The organism is Pleomorphovibrio marinus (assembly GCF_003347495.1).
GTDB lineage: Bacteria > Bacteroidota > Bacteroidia > Cytophagales > Cyclobacteriaceae > Pleomorphovibrio > Pleomorphovibrio marinus.
The window spans coordinates 69753-85668 of the sequence record NZ_QCXY01000006.1; the positions used below are offsets into that span (position 1 = coordinate 69753).

19 protein-coding genes are annotated in these 15916 nt (G+C 40.7%); 9 read left to right on the forward strand and 10 right to left on the reverse strand.

What is annotated here, in order from left to right:
* Positions 1–5 precede the first annotated feature (5 nt).
* The 3 genes from DB520_RS15530 to DB520_RS15540 all read right to left on the reverse strand — a co-directional run bounded on the left by DB520_RS15530 (position 6) and on the right by DB520_RS15540 (position 2132).
* A complete protein-coding gene (locus tag DB520_RS15530; protein ID WP_114750655.1) occupies positions 6–578 on the reverse strand; it encodes an adenylate kinase in 573 nt (190 codons plus the stop codon).
* A gap of 25 nt (positions 579–603) precedes the next feature.
* A complete protein-coding gene (gene hpt, locus DB520_RS15535; protein WP_114750656.1) occupies positions 604–1134 on the reverse strand; it encodes a hypoxanthine phosphoribosyltransferase in 531 nt (176 codons plus the stop codon).
* Between the two features lie 80 nt (positions 1135–1214).
* Positions 1215–2132, reverse strand: coding sequence for an aminopeptidase (locus DB520_RS15540; RefSeq protein WP_114750657.1), 918 nt, complete (start codon positions 2130–2132; stop codon positions 1215–1217).
* Positions 2133–2307: 175 nt separating this feature from the next.
* On the opposite strand from DB520_RS15540, the gene DB520_RS15545 reads away from it, so the two are divergent.
* The 4 genes from DB520_RS15545 to DB520_RS15560 all read left to right on the forward strand — a co-directional run bounded on the left by DB520_RS15545 (position 2308) and on the right by DB520_RS15560 (position 5701).
* Positions 2308–3594, forward strand: coding sequence for an OmpA family protein (locus tag DB520_RS15545; RefSeq protein WP_114750658.1), 1287 nt, complete (start codon positions 2308–2310; stop codon positions 3592–3594).
* 65 nt (positions 3595–3659) lie between these two features.
* Entirely contained in the window at positions 3660–4310 is a 651-nt protein-coding gene (gene upp / locus DB520_RS15550; RefSeq protein WP_114750869.1) for a uracil phosphoribosyltransferase, read from the forward strand.
* A 9-nt stretch (positions 4311–4319) separates the two neighbouring features.
* A complete protein-coding gene (locus tag DB520_RS15555; protein ID WP_114750659.1) occupies positions 4320–5243 on the forward strand; it encodes a calcium/sodium antiporter in 924 nt (307 codons plus the stop codon).
* On the forward strand, positions 5240–5701 hold the full coding sequence (locus DB520_RS15560) for a hypothetical protein (protein ID WP_198675358.1): 462 nt from the start codon (positions 5240–5242) through the stop codon (positions 5699–5701). The genes DB520_RS15555 and DB520_RS15560 overlap by 4 nt, the downstream gene beginning before the upstream one ends.
* A 111-nt stretch (positions 5702–5812) precedes the next feature.
* Here the strand turns inward: DB520_RS15560 and DB520_RS15565 are convergent, their stop codons facing one another.
* From DB520_RS15565 to DB520_RS15580, 4 genes are all read right to left on the reverse strand, one after another.
* Complete coding sequence (locus DB520_RS15565) at positions 5813–6772, reverse strand: FKBP-type peptidyl-prolyl cis-trans isomerase (protein ID WP_232835007.1); 960 nt, start codon at positions 6770–6772, stop codon at positions 5813–5815.
* Between the two features lie 68 nt (positions 6773–6840).
* Positions 6841–8196, reverse strand: a complete 1356-nt coding sequence (locus tag DB520_RS15570; protein ID WP_114750660.1) for an outer membrane beta-barrel protein — start codon at positions 8194–8196, stop codon at positions 6841–6843.
* On the reverse strand, positions 8177–8725 hold the full coding sequence (locus tag DB520_RS15575) for an RNA polymerase sigma factor (RefSeq protein WP_114750661.1): 549 nt from the start codon (positions 8723–8725) through the stop codon (positions 8177–8179). The genes DB520_RS15570 and DB520_RS15575 overlap by 20 nt, the downstream gene beginning before the upstream one ends.
* Positions 8726–8818: 93 nt before the next feature.
* Positions 8819–9223: an OsmC family protein gene (locus DB520_RS15580; RefSeq protein ID WP_114750662.1), complete on the reverse strand. Its 405-nt coding sequence runs from the start codon at positions 9221–9223 to the stop codon at positions 8819–8821.
* An 81-nt stretch (positions 9224–9304) separates the two neighbouring features.
* On the opposite strand from DB520_RS15580, the gene DB520_RS15585 reads away from it, so the two are divergent.
* Together DB520_RS15585 and lipA are read left to right on the forward strand one after the other, a co-directional pair.
* Positions 9305–10027 (forward strand): hypothetical protein, encoded by a 723-nt coding sequence (locus DB520_RS15585; RefSeq protein WP_114750663.1) that lies wholly within the window; start codon positions 9305–9307, stop codon positions 10025–10027.
* A gap of 58 nt (positions 10028–10085) precedes the next feature.
* A complete protein-coding gene (lipA, locus tag DB520_RS15590; protein ID WP_114750664.1) occupies positions 10086–10964 on the forward strand; it encodes a lipoyl synthase in 879 nt (292 codons plus the stop codon).
* An 11-nt stretch (positions 10965–10975) separates the two neighbouring features.
* On the opposite strand, the gene DB520_RS27680 is transcribed toward lipA, so the two are convergent.
* Both DB520_RS27680 and DB520_RS15600 read right to left on the reverse strand, forming a co-directional pair.
* A complete protein-coding gene (locus DB520_RS27680) occupies positions 10976–12043 on the reverse strand; it encodes an acyltransferase family protein (RefSeq protein ID WP_394340941.1) in 1068 nt (355 codons plus the stop codon).
* A gap of 215 nt (positions 12044–12258) precedes the next feature.
* On the reverse strand, positions 12259–13173 hold the full coding sequence (locus DB520_RS15600; protein WP_157972112.1) for a YihY/virulence factor BrkB family protein: 915 nt from the start codon (positions 13171–13173) through the stop codon (positions 12259–12261).
* Between the two features lie 131 nt (positions 13174–13304).
* Here DB520_RS15600 and DB520_RS15605 point away from each other — a divergent pair, with 131 nt between their 5' ends.
* From DB520_RS15605 to DB520_RS15615, 3 genes are read left to right on the forward strand one after another with little or no spacing between them, the layout of a single operon-like run.
* On the forward strand, positions 13305–14036 hold the full coding sequence (locus DB520_RS15605; protein WP_114750667.1) for an RluA family pseudouridine synthase: 732 nt from the start codon (positions 13305–13307) through the stop codon (positions 14034–14036).
* A 38-nt stretch (positions 14037–14074) separates the two neighbouring features.
* Positions 14075–14956: a TraB/GumN family protein gene (locus DB520_RS15610; RefSeq protein ID WP_232835008.1), complete on the forward strand. Its 882-nt coding sequence runs from the start codon at positions 14075–14077 to the stop codon at positions 14954–14956.
* Positions 14957–14962: 6 nt separating this feature from the next.
* Complete coding sequence (locus DB520_RS15615; protein WP_114750669.1) at positions 14963–15499, forward strand: SixA phosphatase family protein; 537 nt, start codon at positions 14963–14965, stop codon at positions 15497–15499.
* Here DB520_RS15615 and DB520_RS15620 read toward each other — a convergent pair.
* On the reverse strand, positions 15496–15903 hold the full coding sequence (locus tag DB520_RS15620; protein WP_114750872.1) for a very short patch repair endonuclease: 408 nt from the start codon (positions 15901–15903) through the stop codon (positions 15496–15498). The two genes, DB520_RS15615 and DB520_RS15620, sit on opposite strands and share 4 nt — an antisense overlap.
* Between the last annotated feature and the right edge of the window lie 13 nt (positions 15904–15916).

The window sequence follows — 15916 nt, forward strand, 5'->3', positions numbered from 1 at the left end:
GACTATCAATAATTATCCACTACCTCGCAAATAGCAGAAAATATCTCTTCTATGCTTCCGACTCCATCGATTTTGGTCAATTTCCCCTGCTTTTGGTAATATTGAGCCACTGGCATGGTTTCTTCCTTGTAAACCCTTATCCGGTTGTCCACTTTTTTGTCATCCTGGTCGTCTGTCCTTCCGGAAGTCTTCCCTCTTTCCTTTATCCTTTTCCTCAATTCATCCTCGGGCACCTCCAGGGAAATCATTCCGGATATTCCTAGTCCTTTGGAATTAAGGAGCTCATCTAAAGCCTCGGCTTGTGCTACAGTCCTGGGAAACCCGTCAAAAATAAATCCTTCCGAGTCTTTACTGGACTTGATCCTTTCGTCAACCATTCCAATGACTACTTCATCGGGCACTAAATTGCCCTCATCCATGTATTTTTTAGCTAGTTTACCCAGCTCTGTTCCTTCTCCTAGGTGTTTTCTGAAAAGATCCCCAGTGGAAATATGTTCGATACCATATTTCTGGATCATTTTTTCACTTTGGGTGCCTTTTCCGGCACCTGGAGGGCCAAATAATACGATGTTAAGCATGTTTTTATTTAATATGTTACGTTAATTAGTCGATTACTTGATAAATTTCAGGCAAATTTCGGCCATACCCGTCAATATCCAACCCGTACCCGACCACAAACTTGTTTGGGATTTCAAAACCTAGATAATCAATGTGTACAGGTAGGATAGTTGCGTCTGGCTTTGCCAACAAACTTGCCAAGGCTATACTCTCAGGATGCCGCTTTTTCAATTCTTCCAAAAGCATATTCATGCTCTTGCCTGTATCCACGATATCTTCCACTACAATAAGGTGCCTTCCTTCTATTTCTTGTTCCAATTCCATTTTTATAGACACCTTTCCTGTGGATTTTGTGCCCTTGTAAGAAGCTAACCTTATGAAGGCGAATTCAGCGGGAACCCTTAGGGCTTTTGCCAGATCCCCAATGAAAATGAATGCACCATTCAGCACACAGAGTAATAAAGGTTGCTTATCTTGGTAATCTAAGCTTATCTGATCGGCAATTCCCCTGACCCTTTGTTGGATCTTTTCTGCGTCTATAAAAGGTGTGAATTTTTTGTCCTGAATTGTTATCATGCCATAAAATGAAAAAAGCCTAGTTTCAGAAGGCCTTCACAAATATAGGCAATAATGCATTAATTTATAATCTCCCTTGCTCAAAGGTGCCTCATTAGATAGAGGTGGAGGTCTACCATAGCATTTATATCATTCCAATTCACCTTTTCCCGGGGGGAATGGGTGTTTTCTTCAGGGGCACCGACAAAACACCAATCAATGGGATAGGGGCAAAGCTGTAATTCCCTTCCGTCAGAACCCCCATGTGCCTCAACCTCTAGTTGGAAAGGGACTCCACTGCATTGTGCCAGTTTAAGGATACGGTCTAGATAACTTTTTCGGGGGATATAACTGTCTCTTAAAGAAATGACCACTCCTTTGCCAGGGTGAACTCCATCGGTAACCCATGTAATGTCCGCAATCAAGGCCTGACTTATCTGCCATTTTTCGTAAATGAACTTCGACAAAAGTGGAATGGATCCTCCGCCATGTTCTTCGTAGGTGCTGAAGACCACCAAGCCATTCTCTAACTCCTCACAAATCTTAAGTGCTGCATACACCCCTATCCTGTTATCCAGGTAGGCTGCTTGTAAAGAATCCCCATTATCATGGACTTGTTGTGCATAGGAAAGTAGGGTACCCACCTGAATTGCACGGGGGAAATTGTGGAAGAGATTACCGTCCTTGACGAAGACCTGACATTTTATTTCTCCTATTTCATCCTGACCTTCTATCCAGTCCCCGTCCTGCACCTCAGGACCTCCGATCGGCACGAGCTGGTTTTCGTACCTGGCCGTGAAACCTACCGTATCCATATGTGCAAAAAGGGCGGTTTTAGGGTTTCCAAACCTTAATATGATATTATTTTGAAAAAAATCCCCAAAAAAAATTTCAGGTGTAACTTTCCATTTATATTTTCGTTTGAAAACGTATTCCGAAATTTGAGAAGCTATTCGGGACTCATCCCCTGAAACACTTCTTAGGTGTAAAATTTGAGTCAATAATTCGGGAGTTGGCATAATTTGTGATTAAGTTTTCTTGAATTTTGGTTAAAACATTTAATTTATTGAAACAAATTGAAGAGATGTTTATTATTGTCGTAAAAAAACATACATTTGTAACTGAAAATTCTACTTCGAAAAACAAAACTGGATTAATTTAACTAACACTGAATGTTGTAAAAAATTTTTTATCATGAAAAAAATAATACTATCAACACTAATGGTTGGCGCTTTGGCCATAGGAGCACAAGCGCAAGATGACGATTTCAACAAATGGTCTATTGAAGTAAATGGTGGATTCAACAAGCCAATGTCACCCATGACCCCGGGCTACTATTCCCCAATACTTAACATAGGACATGCTGATCTCGGTGTCAGGTACATGTTTAACGAGAAGTTTGGTACTAAACTGGACTTCGGATTTGGCAGCTTCGGTGAAGCTAGCCAAGACAATAATCCTGAATTCTCAACAAACTACTACAGGGTTAACTTGCAAGGAGTTGCCAATTTAGGTAGGATCATGAACTGGGAGACCTTCTCTCAGAGAGTGAATTTATTGGGACATGCTGGATTTGGCATCGGAAGAGTTACCCCTCAACAAAATGAGTGGGAAGGTTTCCAAGACGATGTCTATAACTTTATAGCAGGATTGACAGCTCAAGTCAAACTTACTGAAAGAATCGCCTTAAATGCCGACATCAGCACAATCATGAATGGCAGACAAAATGTTGCTTTTGATGGTGCATCTGCAATCACCCCATTGGATTACAGTTTTTATGGACCCAAAGCAAATTGGTGGACTGGAACATTAGGCCTTTCCTTCTACCTTGGGGGAGCAAGCAGCCATGCTGACTGGTATCTTAGAGAAAGCAAATATGCCACTAAAGAAGAGTTAGCCACTCAAATCGGTGAGATCAGAGACATGCTTAAGGATTCTGATGGAGATGGAGTTCCAGATTATCTTGATAAGGAGCCAAATACTCCTGCCGGTGCAAGGGTAGATTCTCACGGTAGAACTTTGGATTCTGACGGAGACGGCATTCCTGATCACTTAGACAAGTGTCCTTTCGTTCCTGGACCAGCTTCATTGGACGGTTGTCCCCCTGAAGATACTGTAGAGGAAGTGGATTACTTGAAAAAGGCAATCAATGACGGTTATGTAAACGTTTACTTTGCCTTCGATAGTTCTAAACCACTAGGATATTCTTCTTCTGCGGCCAACTACGTTGCCAACTTTATGAAGAGAAACCCAGGTGTTAGTGTTGAATTGAAAGGATATGCTGATGAAATTGGCCCAGAAGATTACAACATGAAACTTTCTGAGAGAAGAGCAAAAGCTGTATATGATTTGCTAGTTGCTGCTGGAATCGATGAGTCTAGGATGACTTATAAAGGATACGGTGAAGATACTTCTGTTGACAAGCGTTCTTCAGATGCAAGACAACTTGCAAGAAGGGTAAGCTTCGAGGTACAAGATTAAGAAATCACCCACCAAAAATTTTAAACCCGGTCTTTTCAGACCGGGTTTTTTTGTATTTTGCCCTTATGTTTGTACTAAACCGTCAAAATTCCATTGCCAATCATTTCCTTGCGGATTTGCGGGATATAGAAAAGCAAAAGGATAGATTAAGATTTAGAAGAAGCTTAGAAAGGTTAGGGGAAATCATGGCCTATGAGCTTTCCAAGGATTTGAAGTTTCAGTCCGCCATGGTCGAAACCCCATTCTTGAAAATCCCAATAGAAATGGTGGAAGATCAGCCGGTAATCATTTCCGTGCTCAGGGCTTCCGTTCCTTTTTATCAAGGAGTCCTCAATTTCTTTGATAAAGCAGACAGTGGTTTTATTGGTGCTTTCCGAAAAGAAAACGAGGATTTCCAAGAGGTTGAGGTTTCATTAGGATATATGGCTGCTCCTCCTATTGATGGAAGGACGGTACTATTAGTGGACCCTATGCTAGCTACTGGTAAATCCTTTGTGGAATGCGTCAATCATTTGCTCAAGAATGGGACTCCATCAAAAATCCATATTGTTTCGGTTATTGCTGCTCCTGAAGGGCTGAGCTATATCAAAGAAAATTTATCATATGTTCCCCACCAATTTTGGCTTTGCGCAGTGGACGAAAAACTGAATGAAAAGTCCTATATTATTCCAGGTCTTGGTGATGCTGGAGATTTAGCTTACGGACCTAAACTTTGAGGGGCATCAATGGAATACGTATGGATGGTATTAGGTTTGGGAATTTTGCTGTTCGGAGGCAAGCTGCTTGTGGATGGGGCATCTGCAGTTGCCTCTAAAATAGGTTTGAGTGCTGGATTGATTGGCCTTACCGTGGTTGCTTTTGGGACTTCTGCTCCAGAGCTACTGGTAAGTATCACTGCTGCTTTGAAGGGGACCAGTGATATAGCTGTTGGAAATGTGGTTGGTTCGAATATTTCTAATATTACCCTTGTATTGGGCATTACCGCTTTGGTGTATCCCGTCATTATTACACGCTCTACGCTAAGATTAGATTATGCTTTCACCCTAATCACCTCCCTTTTGTTTTTTGTGCTGGCTTTGGATGGAAACATAGGGCTATGGGAGGGAATGTTACTAGTGGCACTTTTATTCGTTGTCAATTTTTACTTTTTCAAAAAAATCGGAAGAGTTGAAATGTCGGAGGAGGAGAATGCTTCGTTAAAGAAGAAGTCCTTGCTTCCCGCGATTCTCTTGTTGTTAGTGGGTACAGTAGGTCTTTACGTAGGATCCGAATTACTGGTAGAAAACGGAATAAATATTGCCCAAAAATTGGGAGTAAGTGAGAGGATTATTGGTGTGACCATTATTGCAGTGGGTACTAGTTTGCCGGAATTAGCCACCTCCGTAATAGCTGCAATTAAGAAGGAAACGGATATTGCCATTGGAAATATTCTTGGCAGCAATATGATGAATGTGTTAAGTATCATTGGCATTACAGCAATCGTAAAGCCAATTGATGTTTCGACAGAATTTCTGAGGGTTGACTTTCTTTGGATGTTGGGAATGACTGCTTTGCTCTTTCCTCTAATGAGATGGAATTACAAGATTTCAAGATGGGCAGGCATGTTGCTTTTGTTAACTTATGCTTCCTATATCTACTTGATCCTATGATTGAATACCTGCTCACCTTTATTGGCATTTACTTCTTGTGCCTATTTAAGTTTATTGCAGGCCCTACCTTGGGGGCAGCAGTGGGTTATTCTTTGATGGAGATTGAGATCGTTACTGTTTCCGGGATGATGACTTCCGTGATTGCATTCACCTATCTAGGGGAATGGATAAAACATACCTGGGTGATAAAAATTCGAAAAAACCAAAGGAGGTTCACAAAAAGAACTCGTAATATTGTTAAGGTATGGAGAAAGTTTGGCGTTTGGGGTATTGCAACCCTTACCCCAATTTTATTCACCCCTATTGGAGGTACTATCATTATGACTTCTTTCGGGATTTCCAAGAAAAGGATACTTACGAGTATGTTGATAAGTGCAATTTTTTGGGCTTTCGTTTTTGGAATCAGTATTCATAAAATACTTGAGTTTCCTGTTTTTACACGGCTTGCTGGGTTGTGAATGATAAATGCCGGATTTTAATTCATTTTGGTAAACCTATAAAAAAAAAGAACCGTGTCTTTGGTTCCTTATTGAGAACCACCGACACGGTTTAATGGCTTATCCGTATTTTTACATGATGCCTCGAATTTTAGCTTCGAAGAAAATTGGGGTATAAGGTCTTACCATATCCACACTTTCTCCACGATTTACCAAGTCTTCCCTGATTTCAAAGGGGATAATTTGAATGGATCGATCAAACGCAGCAAAGGAGGGTACAATAGCCTCAAATTCGGCATCCAGATAAAGATCGTCCAGAACAATATTCAGAAAATTAAGGTATTCCTCGTAACCCACTCTTATAGTAGGTCGGTTACCGGATCCGTCACCCTCCATGGTTGGGCTACTTTCTCCCAAGTGAAAAAGCTTAAAGTCAAAGGTTACGTTTTTGCCTCTTTCCGACTTTGCTTTTTCTTCATCCCCTTGGTCGACTAACCTAAAATAAATTCCTTCCTCTATTTTTTCAAAACCCTCAAGGTCGTTTTCAGCAATGTAGTCTTGGATCATTTGATCTTCCCTTTCAATTAAGTCTTCCTCTGAATACTTACCTGCAAATTTTATTTCCATAACCAGGTTACTGTTTGGTAGCACCATTTGCTGATATCCATAATTGCCAAAGGCCAAATAGGAGGGGGAATAAACTTTAAATTGCTCCCCTTCTCTTGCTAAACCAGCGGCATAGGCAATTACTATAGGCCAAATACCGTCGTTCGAAAGCTTGAAGAGGATAGGTTCTTTTTCCTCGTCCATGTGGCGTTTTACCACCTGTCCGTCTAAAGTACGAATGTCAAAATAGATTCCGACTACATCCCCATTTTCAAATTGATAGGCATCAGGGTGTTCGGTTTCTCTGGAGTAGTAAAACCCTGTTTGAGTTCTAGTTGCAGTGATGTTGTTGTTAGAAATGTATTGCGCCAAGATGGCATCATCTCGCTCAATGGCTCTGTCTAGCTCGGTTTCTGTGTCTTGCAAACATCCGGTAAATAACACTAATAGCCCAAGGCTCCACACGAATTTGTAGAAATAGTTCATGATTTTGTACACGCTTATTTTATTTTTCAGGTAATTTAATATTTAACACGTAAATCAAGGAATGGGGTTTACTTTCCCATTTTAAAATTCATTCTCAGATTTAAACCACCAATGGAAAATTGCTGATTGGCAAAAGTAAGACTTCCTAGGGGTAATTTATAAAAGGGTTCTAAAGAAATAAACATTCCGTCACTTAGGCTATATTCATACCCTACCGACAAATTGATCATTCTACCCAAATCCAGGTTGTTTTCACCAGCTTGCGGAGTAATCACAGTGGAAAACTCCTGCACGGAAGGGGAGAAGCTCATATATCCGCTTGCCTCTGTGGTGAAGAATGAATTTGTCTGAAAGGACTCAGTCGCTTGCTGATTCAAATACACCATGCTGGACAAACCAGTGATAAGATAGAAACCTGAGTTTTGGTTTTCCATTACTTGATATTTTATATTAATGGGGATGTCTAAGCTGGCAAAATCCAATTGGTAAGAAGCGTTTAGGAAATTGCTGTTGGTTCGGACCATGGCCATGTCCATGGTTTGGGGCATGGTTTGTTGATTTTCGGGGTTCATACTTTGCCGGGCATAGGTTACTCCCACATCCAATTTGATTTTCCTGGATAGGGAGAATTCCGACATTACTCCGGCTCCCAGGTTCATTCCCGACACAGGGTTAGAGCTAGACTGGGGCGCCACTAGCAATCCTAATTTAAAGGGTAATGGCGATTTCTCAAATCCCGTTTCTTCTTTGTTTTCAGCCAAATTTTTCCATTTTTCCATCATCTCCAATGCCTCCTGCTGATCCATAATGGTAGAACGCTTGGTGGTTTGGTTTAATGTGTCCCTTGCTTGAAAATCACTTTTCCTTTCGGTCAGCCAATTCCTCTCTTCGATTTGGAAACGATGTTGGATTTGGTTTGAAATTTCCTCTTCATTTAATGTTTGTTCTATTTCGAAATCTAGTAGTTGGGTTTTAACTTCCCCTTTAAGGGCAAGGCCATTTGGAACGTTCCTTTTTTCTATGGTAGGTAGTGTTCCTTTTTCCTGCTTTGGTTCCTTTCTACTTTGTTCCGTACTGGATTTTCTTTGGGCATTTTCTGCCAAGCCGCCATTTTTATCCTGTGCATCAGAATGTGGCTCTATATCGGCCTTAGGAAGGGGTTCAGGGAAGGGAGCTGTGGAATCCGAAAAGGATTGGGTAGTGGATTTCCTATCCTCTTGTCCAGGCCATAGGAGCACTGCCAAAGCCAAGCTGGCAGCTAGGCCGGAAGTAATAAATGGCCAATATAAGGCCCATAGGTTTTTCCTTGGCTTAAAATAAGCCTTGGAAAGTTTTTCCCATGCCTTTGGATCATAGGGCTCTTCGTAATTGCGGAAGGAGTCCTTGATCTTCTTGGCCAAATCCTTATCGAACTGCTCCTTCATTTCTAATATGATTTAATGCAATGACTTTTTCTCTCAACTTTTCCTTTGCTCTGGCCAGATAAGTTCTACTCGTGCTGGAGGGAATGTTGAGTGCGGCTGCAATCTCATCGTGCTTATAGCCTTCAATCTCATACATGTTAAAGATTATCCTAAGGATTTCAGGGAGTTCCCTCAAAATGCCCAGGATGTCTTCTCTTGACAGTTCCTCTATGATGTTGGACTGATAGGTTTCGGCATCTGCTTTATCGATGTCGAGTGCCATCATGTATTTGAGGTTTTTTCTGTAATAATCTACCGATGTATTTATCAAGATGCGCCTCAACCACCCTTTGAAGGAATTTTCCGGGGAGAACTGGTCAATTTTATCAAAAACCTTCATAAAACTGTCATTGACAATCTCGCAAGCCTCTTCCCTGTTACCCGAATACCTCAGAGCCACACTCATAGCATAGCCATAAAAGTGCTTATAAAGCCTTTCCAGCGATCTTGGATCCCTATTTTTAGCTTTCTGTATAAGGTCTTTCTCCAAAAGGATAGAATTATGCGAGTTTTATTGTTAAGACGAAACGATAGCCAAAAACGCTACAATAGAGATAAAAATTTTTGCATTAATCACGTTTCTTTAAAAATTAAACTGTAAAGTCTGCTGGATTTCTGGATGAAGGCTAAGTGCAACAGGGCAGGTCTTAGCGGCATTTTTTAGTTTTTGCTTAAGTTTTTCGTCGTCCACGGGCTGTTCCCATCGGATGTCGACGATTATTTCTTTTATTTTTCTGGGCTGGTTGTTCATGATTTTAGTGATTTCCCATGAAAGCCCCTCAATTTCCACGTTTTCCCTGGCTGCCACAATACCCATAATGGTCACCATACAAGTGCCAAGGGCTGCTGCCACCAAATCGGTAGGGGAAAAAGCCTCACCCTTCCCATTATTGTCCACAGGGGCGTCGGTAATAATTTCCTTTCCGGATCTCAGATGTTTGGAAGATGTTCTTAAGTTTCCTTCGTACTTGCTTTTGATAGTGGTCATATTCTTTTATTTTTAATTTTGAAATTAATAACAAACGAAACAAATTTAGCGTTAAATTTCTGATCCCTTTCGCAAAAACTAATGAAATATATTTACTTCGTTTTACTATTAATGGTAGCAACACCGGAAGTCTTGGCTCAGCGTGAAGATGCCGGAAATTACGATTATGACCGTGAGGTTTTATTTGGTATCAATAAAAACACCAATGGAGGCCTCATTGGGGGGGTCAGTTTTAAAATTGGGTCTGCCATTGACGATGATTTATTTCAGTTTTTCCAGCTTGAGCTAGCGAATGTCAAAAACCCCAAAGAAGTAAGGTATAATACGGTTTTGGGAAACAGTTATATCTTTGGCAAGGCCAATTATTTATATGCTATCCGACCTCAATACGGCAGGGAGCTTAGGCTATTTAGAAAAGCTCCTCATCAGGGTGTGCAAGTGTCAGTGTTGGGAGCAGTGGGACCAACCTTAGGTTTGATAGCTCCCTATTATATAGAATATTCAGTTTCCAGGACAGAAACGGTCCGTGGACAATATGACCCAGAATTGCATCAAGGCCCGAACAGTGTGCTGGGGCCAGGTAGGCTTTTTGAGGGTATAGGTGAATCCGAAATAGCCTTTGGAGGCCATGCCAAAGCGGCTTTATGTTTTGAGTTTGGTTTTTTTAAATCCAGTGTAACTGGTGTGGAACTAGGTTACCTTTTAGAGGGTTTTAATAAGGAAATTGTCCTAATGCCAACCACGGAGAACCGGCAAATCTTTCAATCGGTTTACTTTACCTTGTTTTACGGTTTCAGAAGATAATTCCGTTTTTTGGGATTGAAGGGGCAATGACATACCTTTGCTTACATAAATTACGCTTATGATAGAGTTACCTGTAATCTCAGAGACACAGACCAAACGCAAAAAACCCAATTGGTTAAGGGTAAAACTGCCCGTGGGTAAGGAATATGCCAAAGTCCGAAAATTAGTAGATGAACATAAGTTAAATACTATTTGTGAAAGCGGCAATTGTCCCAATATGGGGGAATGCTGGGGAGCTGGAACCGCTACTTTTATGATTCTAGGTAATGTCTGTACACGCTCCTGTTCCTTTTGTGCCGTGGCCACCGGAAGGCCTCCTGAATACGACCAGGACGAGCCCAGAAGGGTTGCGGAGGCCATTAAGTTAATGGGTGTGAAACACGCTGTAATCACTTCTGTGAATAGGGATGAGTTAAAGGACCGAGGTGCCGAAATTTGGTATCAGACCGTTGTGGAAACTAAGAGGCTTTCTCCAGAAACTACAATAGAAACACTTATCCCCGACGTAAAATCGAACTGGGACGCATTGGTTCGGATGATAGAAGCAGGACAGGAAGTGGTTTCCCATAATATGGAAACGGTGGAGAGTCTTTACAGGAGGGTAAGGCCCCAGGCCAAGTATTTCAGATCACTGGAACAAATAAAAAGGACCAAAGAATACGGTAAGCGTACCAAAACAGGAATTATGCTAGGGTTGGGCGAAAAAGTAGAAGAGGTTCACAAAGCCATGGATGACCTTGTGGCAAATGGCTGTGATATACTTACCCTAGGACAATACCTGCAGCCAACGAAGATGCATATTGAAGTTGCAGAGTTTATTCATCCGGAACAGTTTGAGGCTTATAGGGAGGAAGGATTAAAAAGAGGCCTCAAGTATGTGGAATCCGGTCCCCTGGTAAGGTCTTCCTATCATGCTGAGCGACATGTGAACGTCTAATAAAAGCAAACTTATACGCCTAAAAGTGGCTTAGAACTATTCCCCATTATTTTTTTTAGCAAAATGCATAAGAGTAAATTCACGAAGGGGAACATTATAGCATACAGTAGGGATGCTGTTATTAGCGACTGCAGGTTGTTTAATGGCAGTAGTTTAAAAAAGGGGTAGATTAATTGGGAGCTAAATAGGTAATGCGTGAAAAACAGGGGAAAGCTGTATTTCGCAAAATACCCGAATGAAGGGATTTTTATGTCCCTGAGTTTATAGAAAAGATATAGAAACACGAAGGTCAATGCAGTTTTTTGTATAAAATAAAGTCCCTCTTTTAAGTTTACCCTTAAAAGTGTAAGGTCAAAATAGTGAACTGTGATGATGGCAATAGATGCGAAGACCGCAATCGCAATCAAATGGTAGATATACTTGTGCATCAGGGCTAAAGTACGCTGGTAATTCTTGGCAACACACATCCCTAAAAAATAGGTAGGTATAAAATACAAAAACTGGTAAAATGTCAAATCAGTACCAGTTCGTGTGCCTAGCAAGGGTATAAAACACAGTAAGGCAGTTAAAACCTCAAATATCTTTTCAGGAATCAGTAAAACAAACGGACTGATAAAAAACACTATACAAATAAATGGAATGTACCAATATGGAGTTTGGGCTTCACCAGACAAAATGGTCTCAAAGAGATCATTTAACCAAAGGACTGGGGTCAAAAATAGTTTACCAGGTTCAATTAGGAGGGTAAGCGTTATAAAACTAATGATTGTCCAAAAGACATAAGGAGAAATTACGTTTTTGAATTTTGATTTAAAGTATTTCTTAGTGCTGAATTTTGGTAAAAGATAATAGAACAAAAATCCTGAAATAAATAAAAAGTAAAGAGTACTGCCGTGAAAAAACAACTCTCTGAGGCTATTTACGATTAAAAGTGACCTGGAATCAGCAACCGATTCCGGGATTCGCCAAGTATGGACTAAAATCACATTTATAATTGCAAAAGCCCTAAAATAATGTACCTCAGTTAAGAATTTATTCTGGTCAGTATGGTTCAAAACTTCAAAATAAATATTAAACAACGTAAAATTTTTGCAAAAGTAATTATTTTTAATTTGAAATGCATTTTTTTGTATAAAAATTTAACAAAATCACTGAAAACCCTTGTTAATAAACGCGTTGAAATTATAATTTAATTTGTAAATACATAATAAGCCAGATGGGAAGGGTGACTTGGGTTTAATGATGGGCGTTAAAGGCCAATTTGGCTCAGCAGAAATTGTCCATTCAGATGCCATTATTTGTTCTCTATATCAGATTTTTTCATTTCATATTTGAAGGCTATCGATTTTGGGGGGACTTCCCGTCCCTGTGTTTGGGAATATGACTTTGTGAGTACAGCACCCAAATACAATATGATTGAGGAATAGAATACCCATAGTAAAATGATAACTAAAGACCCTGCTGCTGCATAATAGCCATCCAAATCAAGGTTGTTGAGGATCAAATTAATCACCTCTTTTCCTATCACAAACAAAATGGTGGTTATACCCCCACCTACCAATGCATCCTTCCATGGGATTTTGACGTCAGGCAAAGCTTTTAAAATAGCGACAAAAAACACATATACCATAATTAAGCTGAAGAGAATAGCCCCAATCCGGGTAAAAATATGGGGTATTTGTTCCCAAATAAACCCAAGGTGGTCTCCAAAAAGATTGATTATGGCATCTGCCAGGAGACTGATCACTAATAACAAACCCAGTCCAGCTACAATTGCCAGGGTAATGGATCTTTGCTTGGTAACCTTAAAGAAATTGGCGTCACTCTTGACCTCTACTTTCCAGATGGAATTTAGGGCTTTTTGAAGGATAAAAAATATCATGGTGGCACTTTTTATAATCACGGCTATACCCACAATGATCCACCAAACTTGACCTGGAAGATCCATGGCTTTCTCCATTACTTTTGCAACCTGTTCCCCTGCTTCAGGGTCAACATTTTGTTCAACCTGGGTAATAATTTCATTTCTAATCTCATCCTCCGAGAAAAATATCGTGCCTATTAAGATGATGATAATCAAAATTGCAGGAAGAGAGAAAATGGTGAAAAAGGCGATTGCTGCACAATAGACTACAGGTTCTCCTTCCTTAAGGTTTTCATAAGTTTTCTTGAGTATTTCTCTTATAGTGGAGATTGTCTTTTTTGCCATGTTTTTAGTTGGTTGAGGTCGGTACAATTTAATAAATCCTTTGATTTTATAGTCTTTTTTTGGTTTTAAAATTGCTGGTAGCATGGCAGGTTACTTTTGCCTACCTTTACTGGCCATTACCTTAAATTAAAATGAATAAACCTTTTAATGTCATCTACGAAGATAACCATCTCCTAATTGTCAATAAGCGTGCAGGGCTTTTGGTGCAAGGAGATGCTACTAAAGACAAAACGCTTACGGATTATTGTAAGTCATACATTGCCGATAAATATAAAAAGCCAGGAGAGGTTTTCCTGCATCCTGTTCACCGTTTGGATAGGCCGGTAAGTGGTATGGTGGTCTTCGCCCGAACATCCAAAGGACTGGAAAGGATGAATGAGCTTTTCCGGAAAAGGCAGGTGTATAAAGTTTATTGGGCAGTTACCAAGAGGAGGCCCTCGGAGGAAAACGGGAAACTGGTTCATTGGCTTAGTAAAAACCCGGACACCAATGTGGTCACAGCACATGAAAAAGAAATTGACGGCACCAAAAAAGCAGAACTTACGTATAAAAGACTGGGTAAGTTAAATGATCACTGGCTTCTGGAAATAAGGCCCATAACTGGGCGTTCCCATCAGATACGGGTGCAGTTATCTTCTATGGGTTGCCCGATTAGAGGTGATGTAAAGTACGGATTTCCTAAGCCCAACCCAGATGCTAGTATTCATTTACACGCCTTTCAACTTGTATTCGTACATCCGATTAAAAAAGAAAAACTCTTCCTCAGGGCCGCTTTACCTGAAGATCCCTTTTGGGAGCAGTTTTATGAATTTGAAGATGTAAAAGTCAAAGATAACTATTTGGACAATACCTATAGTGGATAGAGTAAATGGTAAATATACAGAACATAAAACGTAATTTCTTGCTGACCTACCTACATGCCCTCCTGCTTTTTTGTGGCTTGTTTTCAATGCCGCTGCAAGCCCAGGAAAAAGGGGTGTTCTGGAAAATTTCCGGGCCTGAGCTGGAAAAACCATCCTACCTATTCGGAACCATACACCTTATATGTGAACAGGATTTTAAACTGAGTGAGGAGGTGGCCGAAAAGCTTAAATATGCAGATGCTTTGGTGTTGGAGGTGGACATGGACGATCCTGCCTTAGCACTTTCGATGCTGTCCAGGATGCAAAATGAAGATGGGGAAAGCATCACTGATTACTTGTCGGAAGAGGAGTACAAAGTAATCCGGCAGATGCTTATAGAAAGAACGGGCATGGATTTAGACATGCTCAAAACCATGAGGCCATTCATACTGATGACTTTAATTTATCCAAATCTGTTGGAGTGCGAGACCAAATCCTACGAACATGAGCTGATGAAGGTTGCCAAGGCAGAAGAAATGGATATCTTGGGATTAGAGTCCATTGATGATCAGTTATCGATATTTGACCGGATACCTCTGGATGAACAGTACAGGAGTTTCTACGAATACGCTGAAAACCTGGATAGGGGAAGGCAAGAATTCAGGAAATTAATAAACACTTATTTGGAAGAGGATATTGCATTGTTGGTCAAGATGGTTTCCGAAAGCCCAGAATACAGGGCCTATCAGGATATTCTACTAGATAAGAGGAACCACAACTGGATAGCTCCAATGCAGGAATTGATGAAGGGAAGTACGGTTTTTTTTGCGGTTGGGGCTGGACATTTGGGAGGGGAAAACGGGCTGCTAAACCTGCTAAGGAAGGAAGGTTATACCCTGACTCGAATGGGAAATGGGAAAAAACTAAGTGAAAAAAGATAATCAGATATGGAAATGATAACAGCCTCCAGTAAGAAATTGATACGGAAGTTATTTTTGGGGATGTTTATTCTGTCAATTTTTTGTTTTGGGGCCTGTAATTTGGAGCCAGAACGTAATCTCTATGTAGTTAGACATGCCGAAAAATTAACGAATGGAGATGATCCCGAACTGGCTGAAGAGGGGAAAATCAGGGCCGAAAATTTGAGAAAAATCCTCGAAGACAAGGATATCCGCTATGTCTTTAGCACCCCAACCATCAGAAATAGAGCCACTGTAGCTCCGCTTGCCAGTGCCAAGGGTGTGGAAATTCTGGAATACGATATCAACAACCACGATTCTCTGGTGGAAAAAATAAAATCTGTGGAGGGTGATGTGCTGGTGGTAGGTCACTCCAACAGCATTCATCATCTGGCAAATTACTTTGTGGGAGGAGGAGACAAATTTGAAGAAATCGATGATTCCGATTATGAGGGTATTTATGTTGCCTCGATAAACCGTAATAAAGCAATCCGTAAAACCTATAGGGAGTTGATGCCTAATTAGTAGGGGGATTTGGGATGTTGGGTGAGCACATCTAGGATCTTTTTCACACACGTTCCAAGTTCTTTTTTAATCTCAAAATCCCAGAAGCGAAGAACCCGCCAACCATTTCTGAGATAAAAATGATTGATTTCTTGGTCTCTCTGTCGGTTTCTTTCGATTTTAGAAATCCAGAATTCCCTGTTGGACCGGATTTGGTACCTTTTGCTTCCCCAGTCATGTCCATGCCAGAAAGACCCATCCACAAATACTACGAGTTTATATTTCACAAAGGAAAGATCAGGGTTCCCGGGAAGGTTAAAAGAGCATTTCCTATACCTTATCCCCATGTCCCACAGGCATTTCTTTAGCTTCGTTTCAGGTTTTGTGCCAGTGGATTTTATTTTTGCCATGGCATTGGAGCGCATGGGTGTAGTGTAA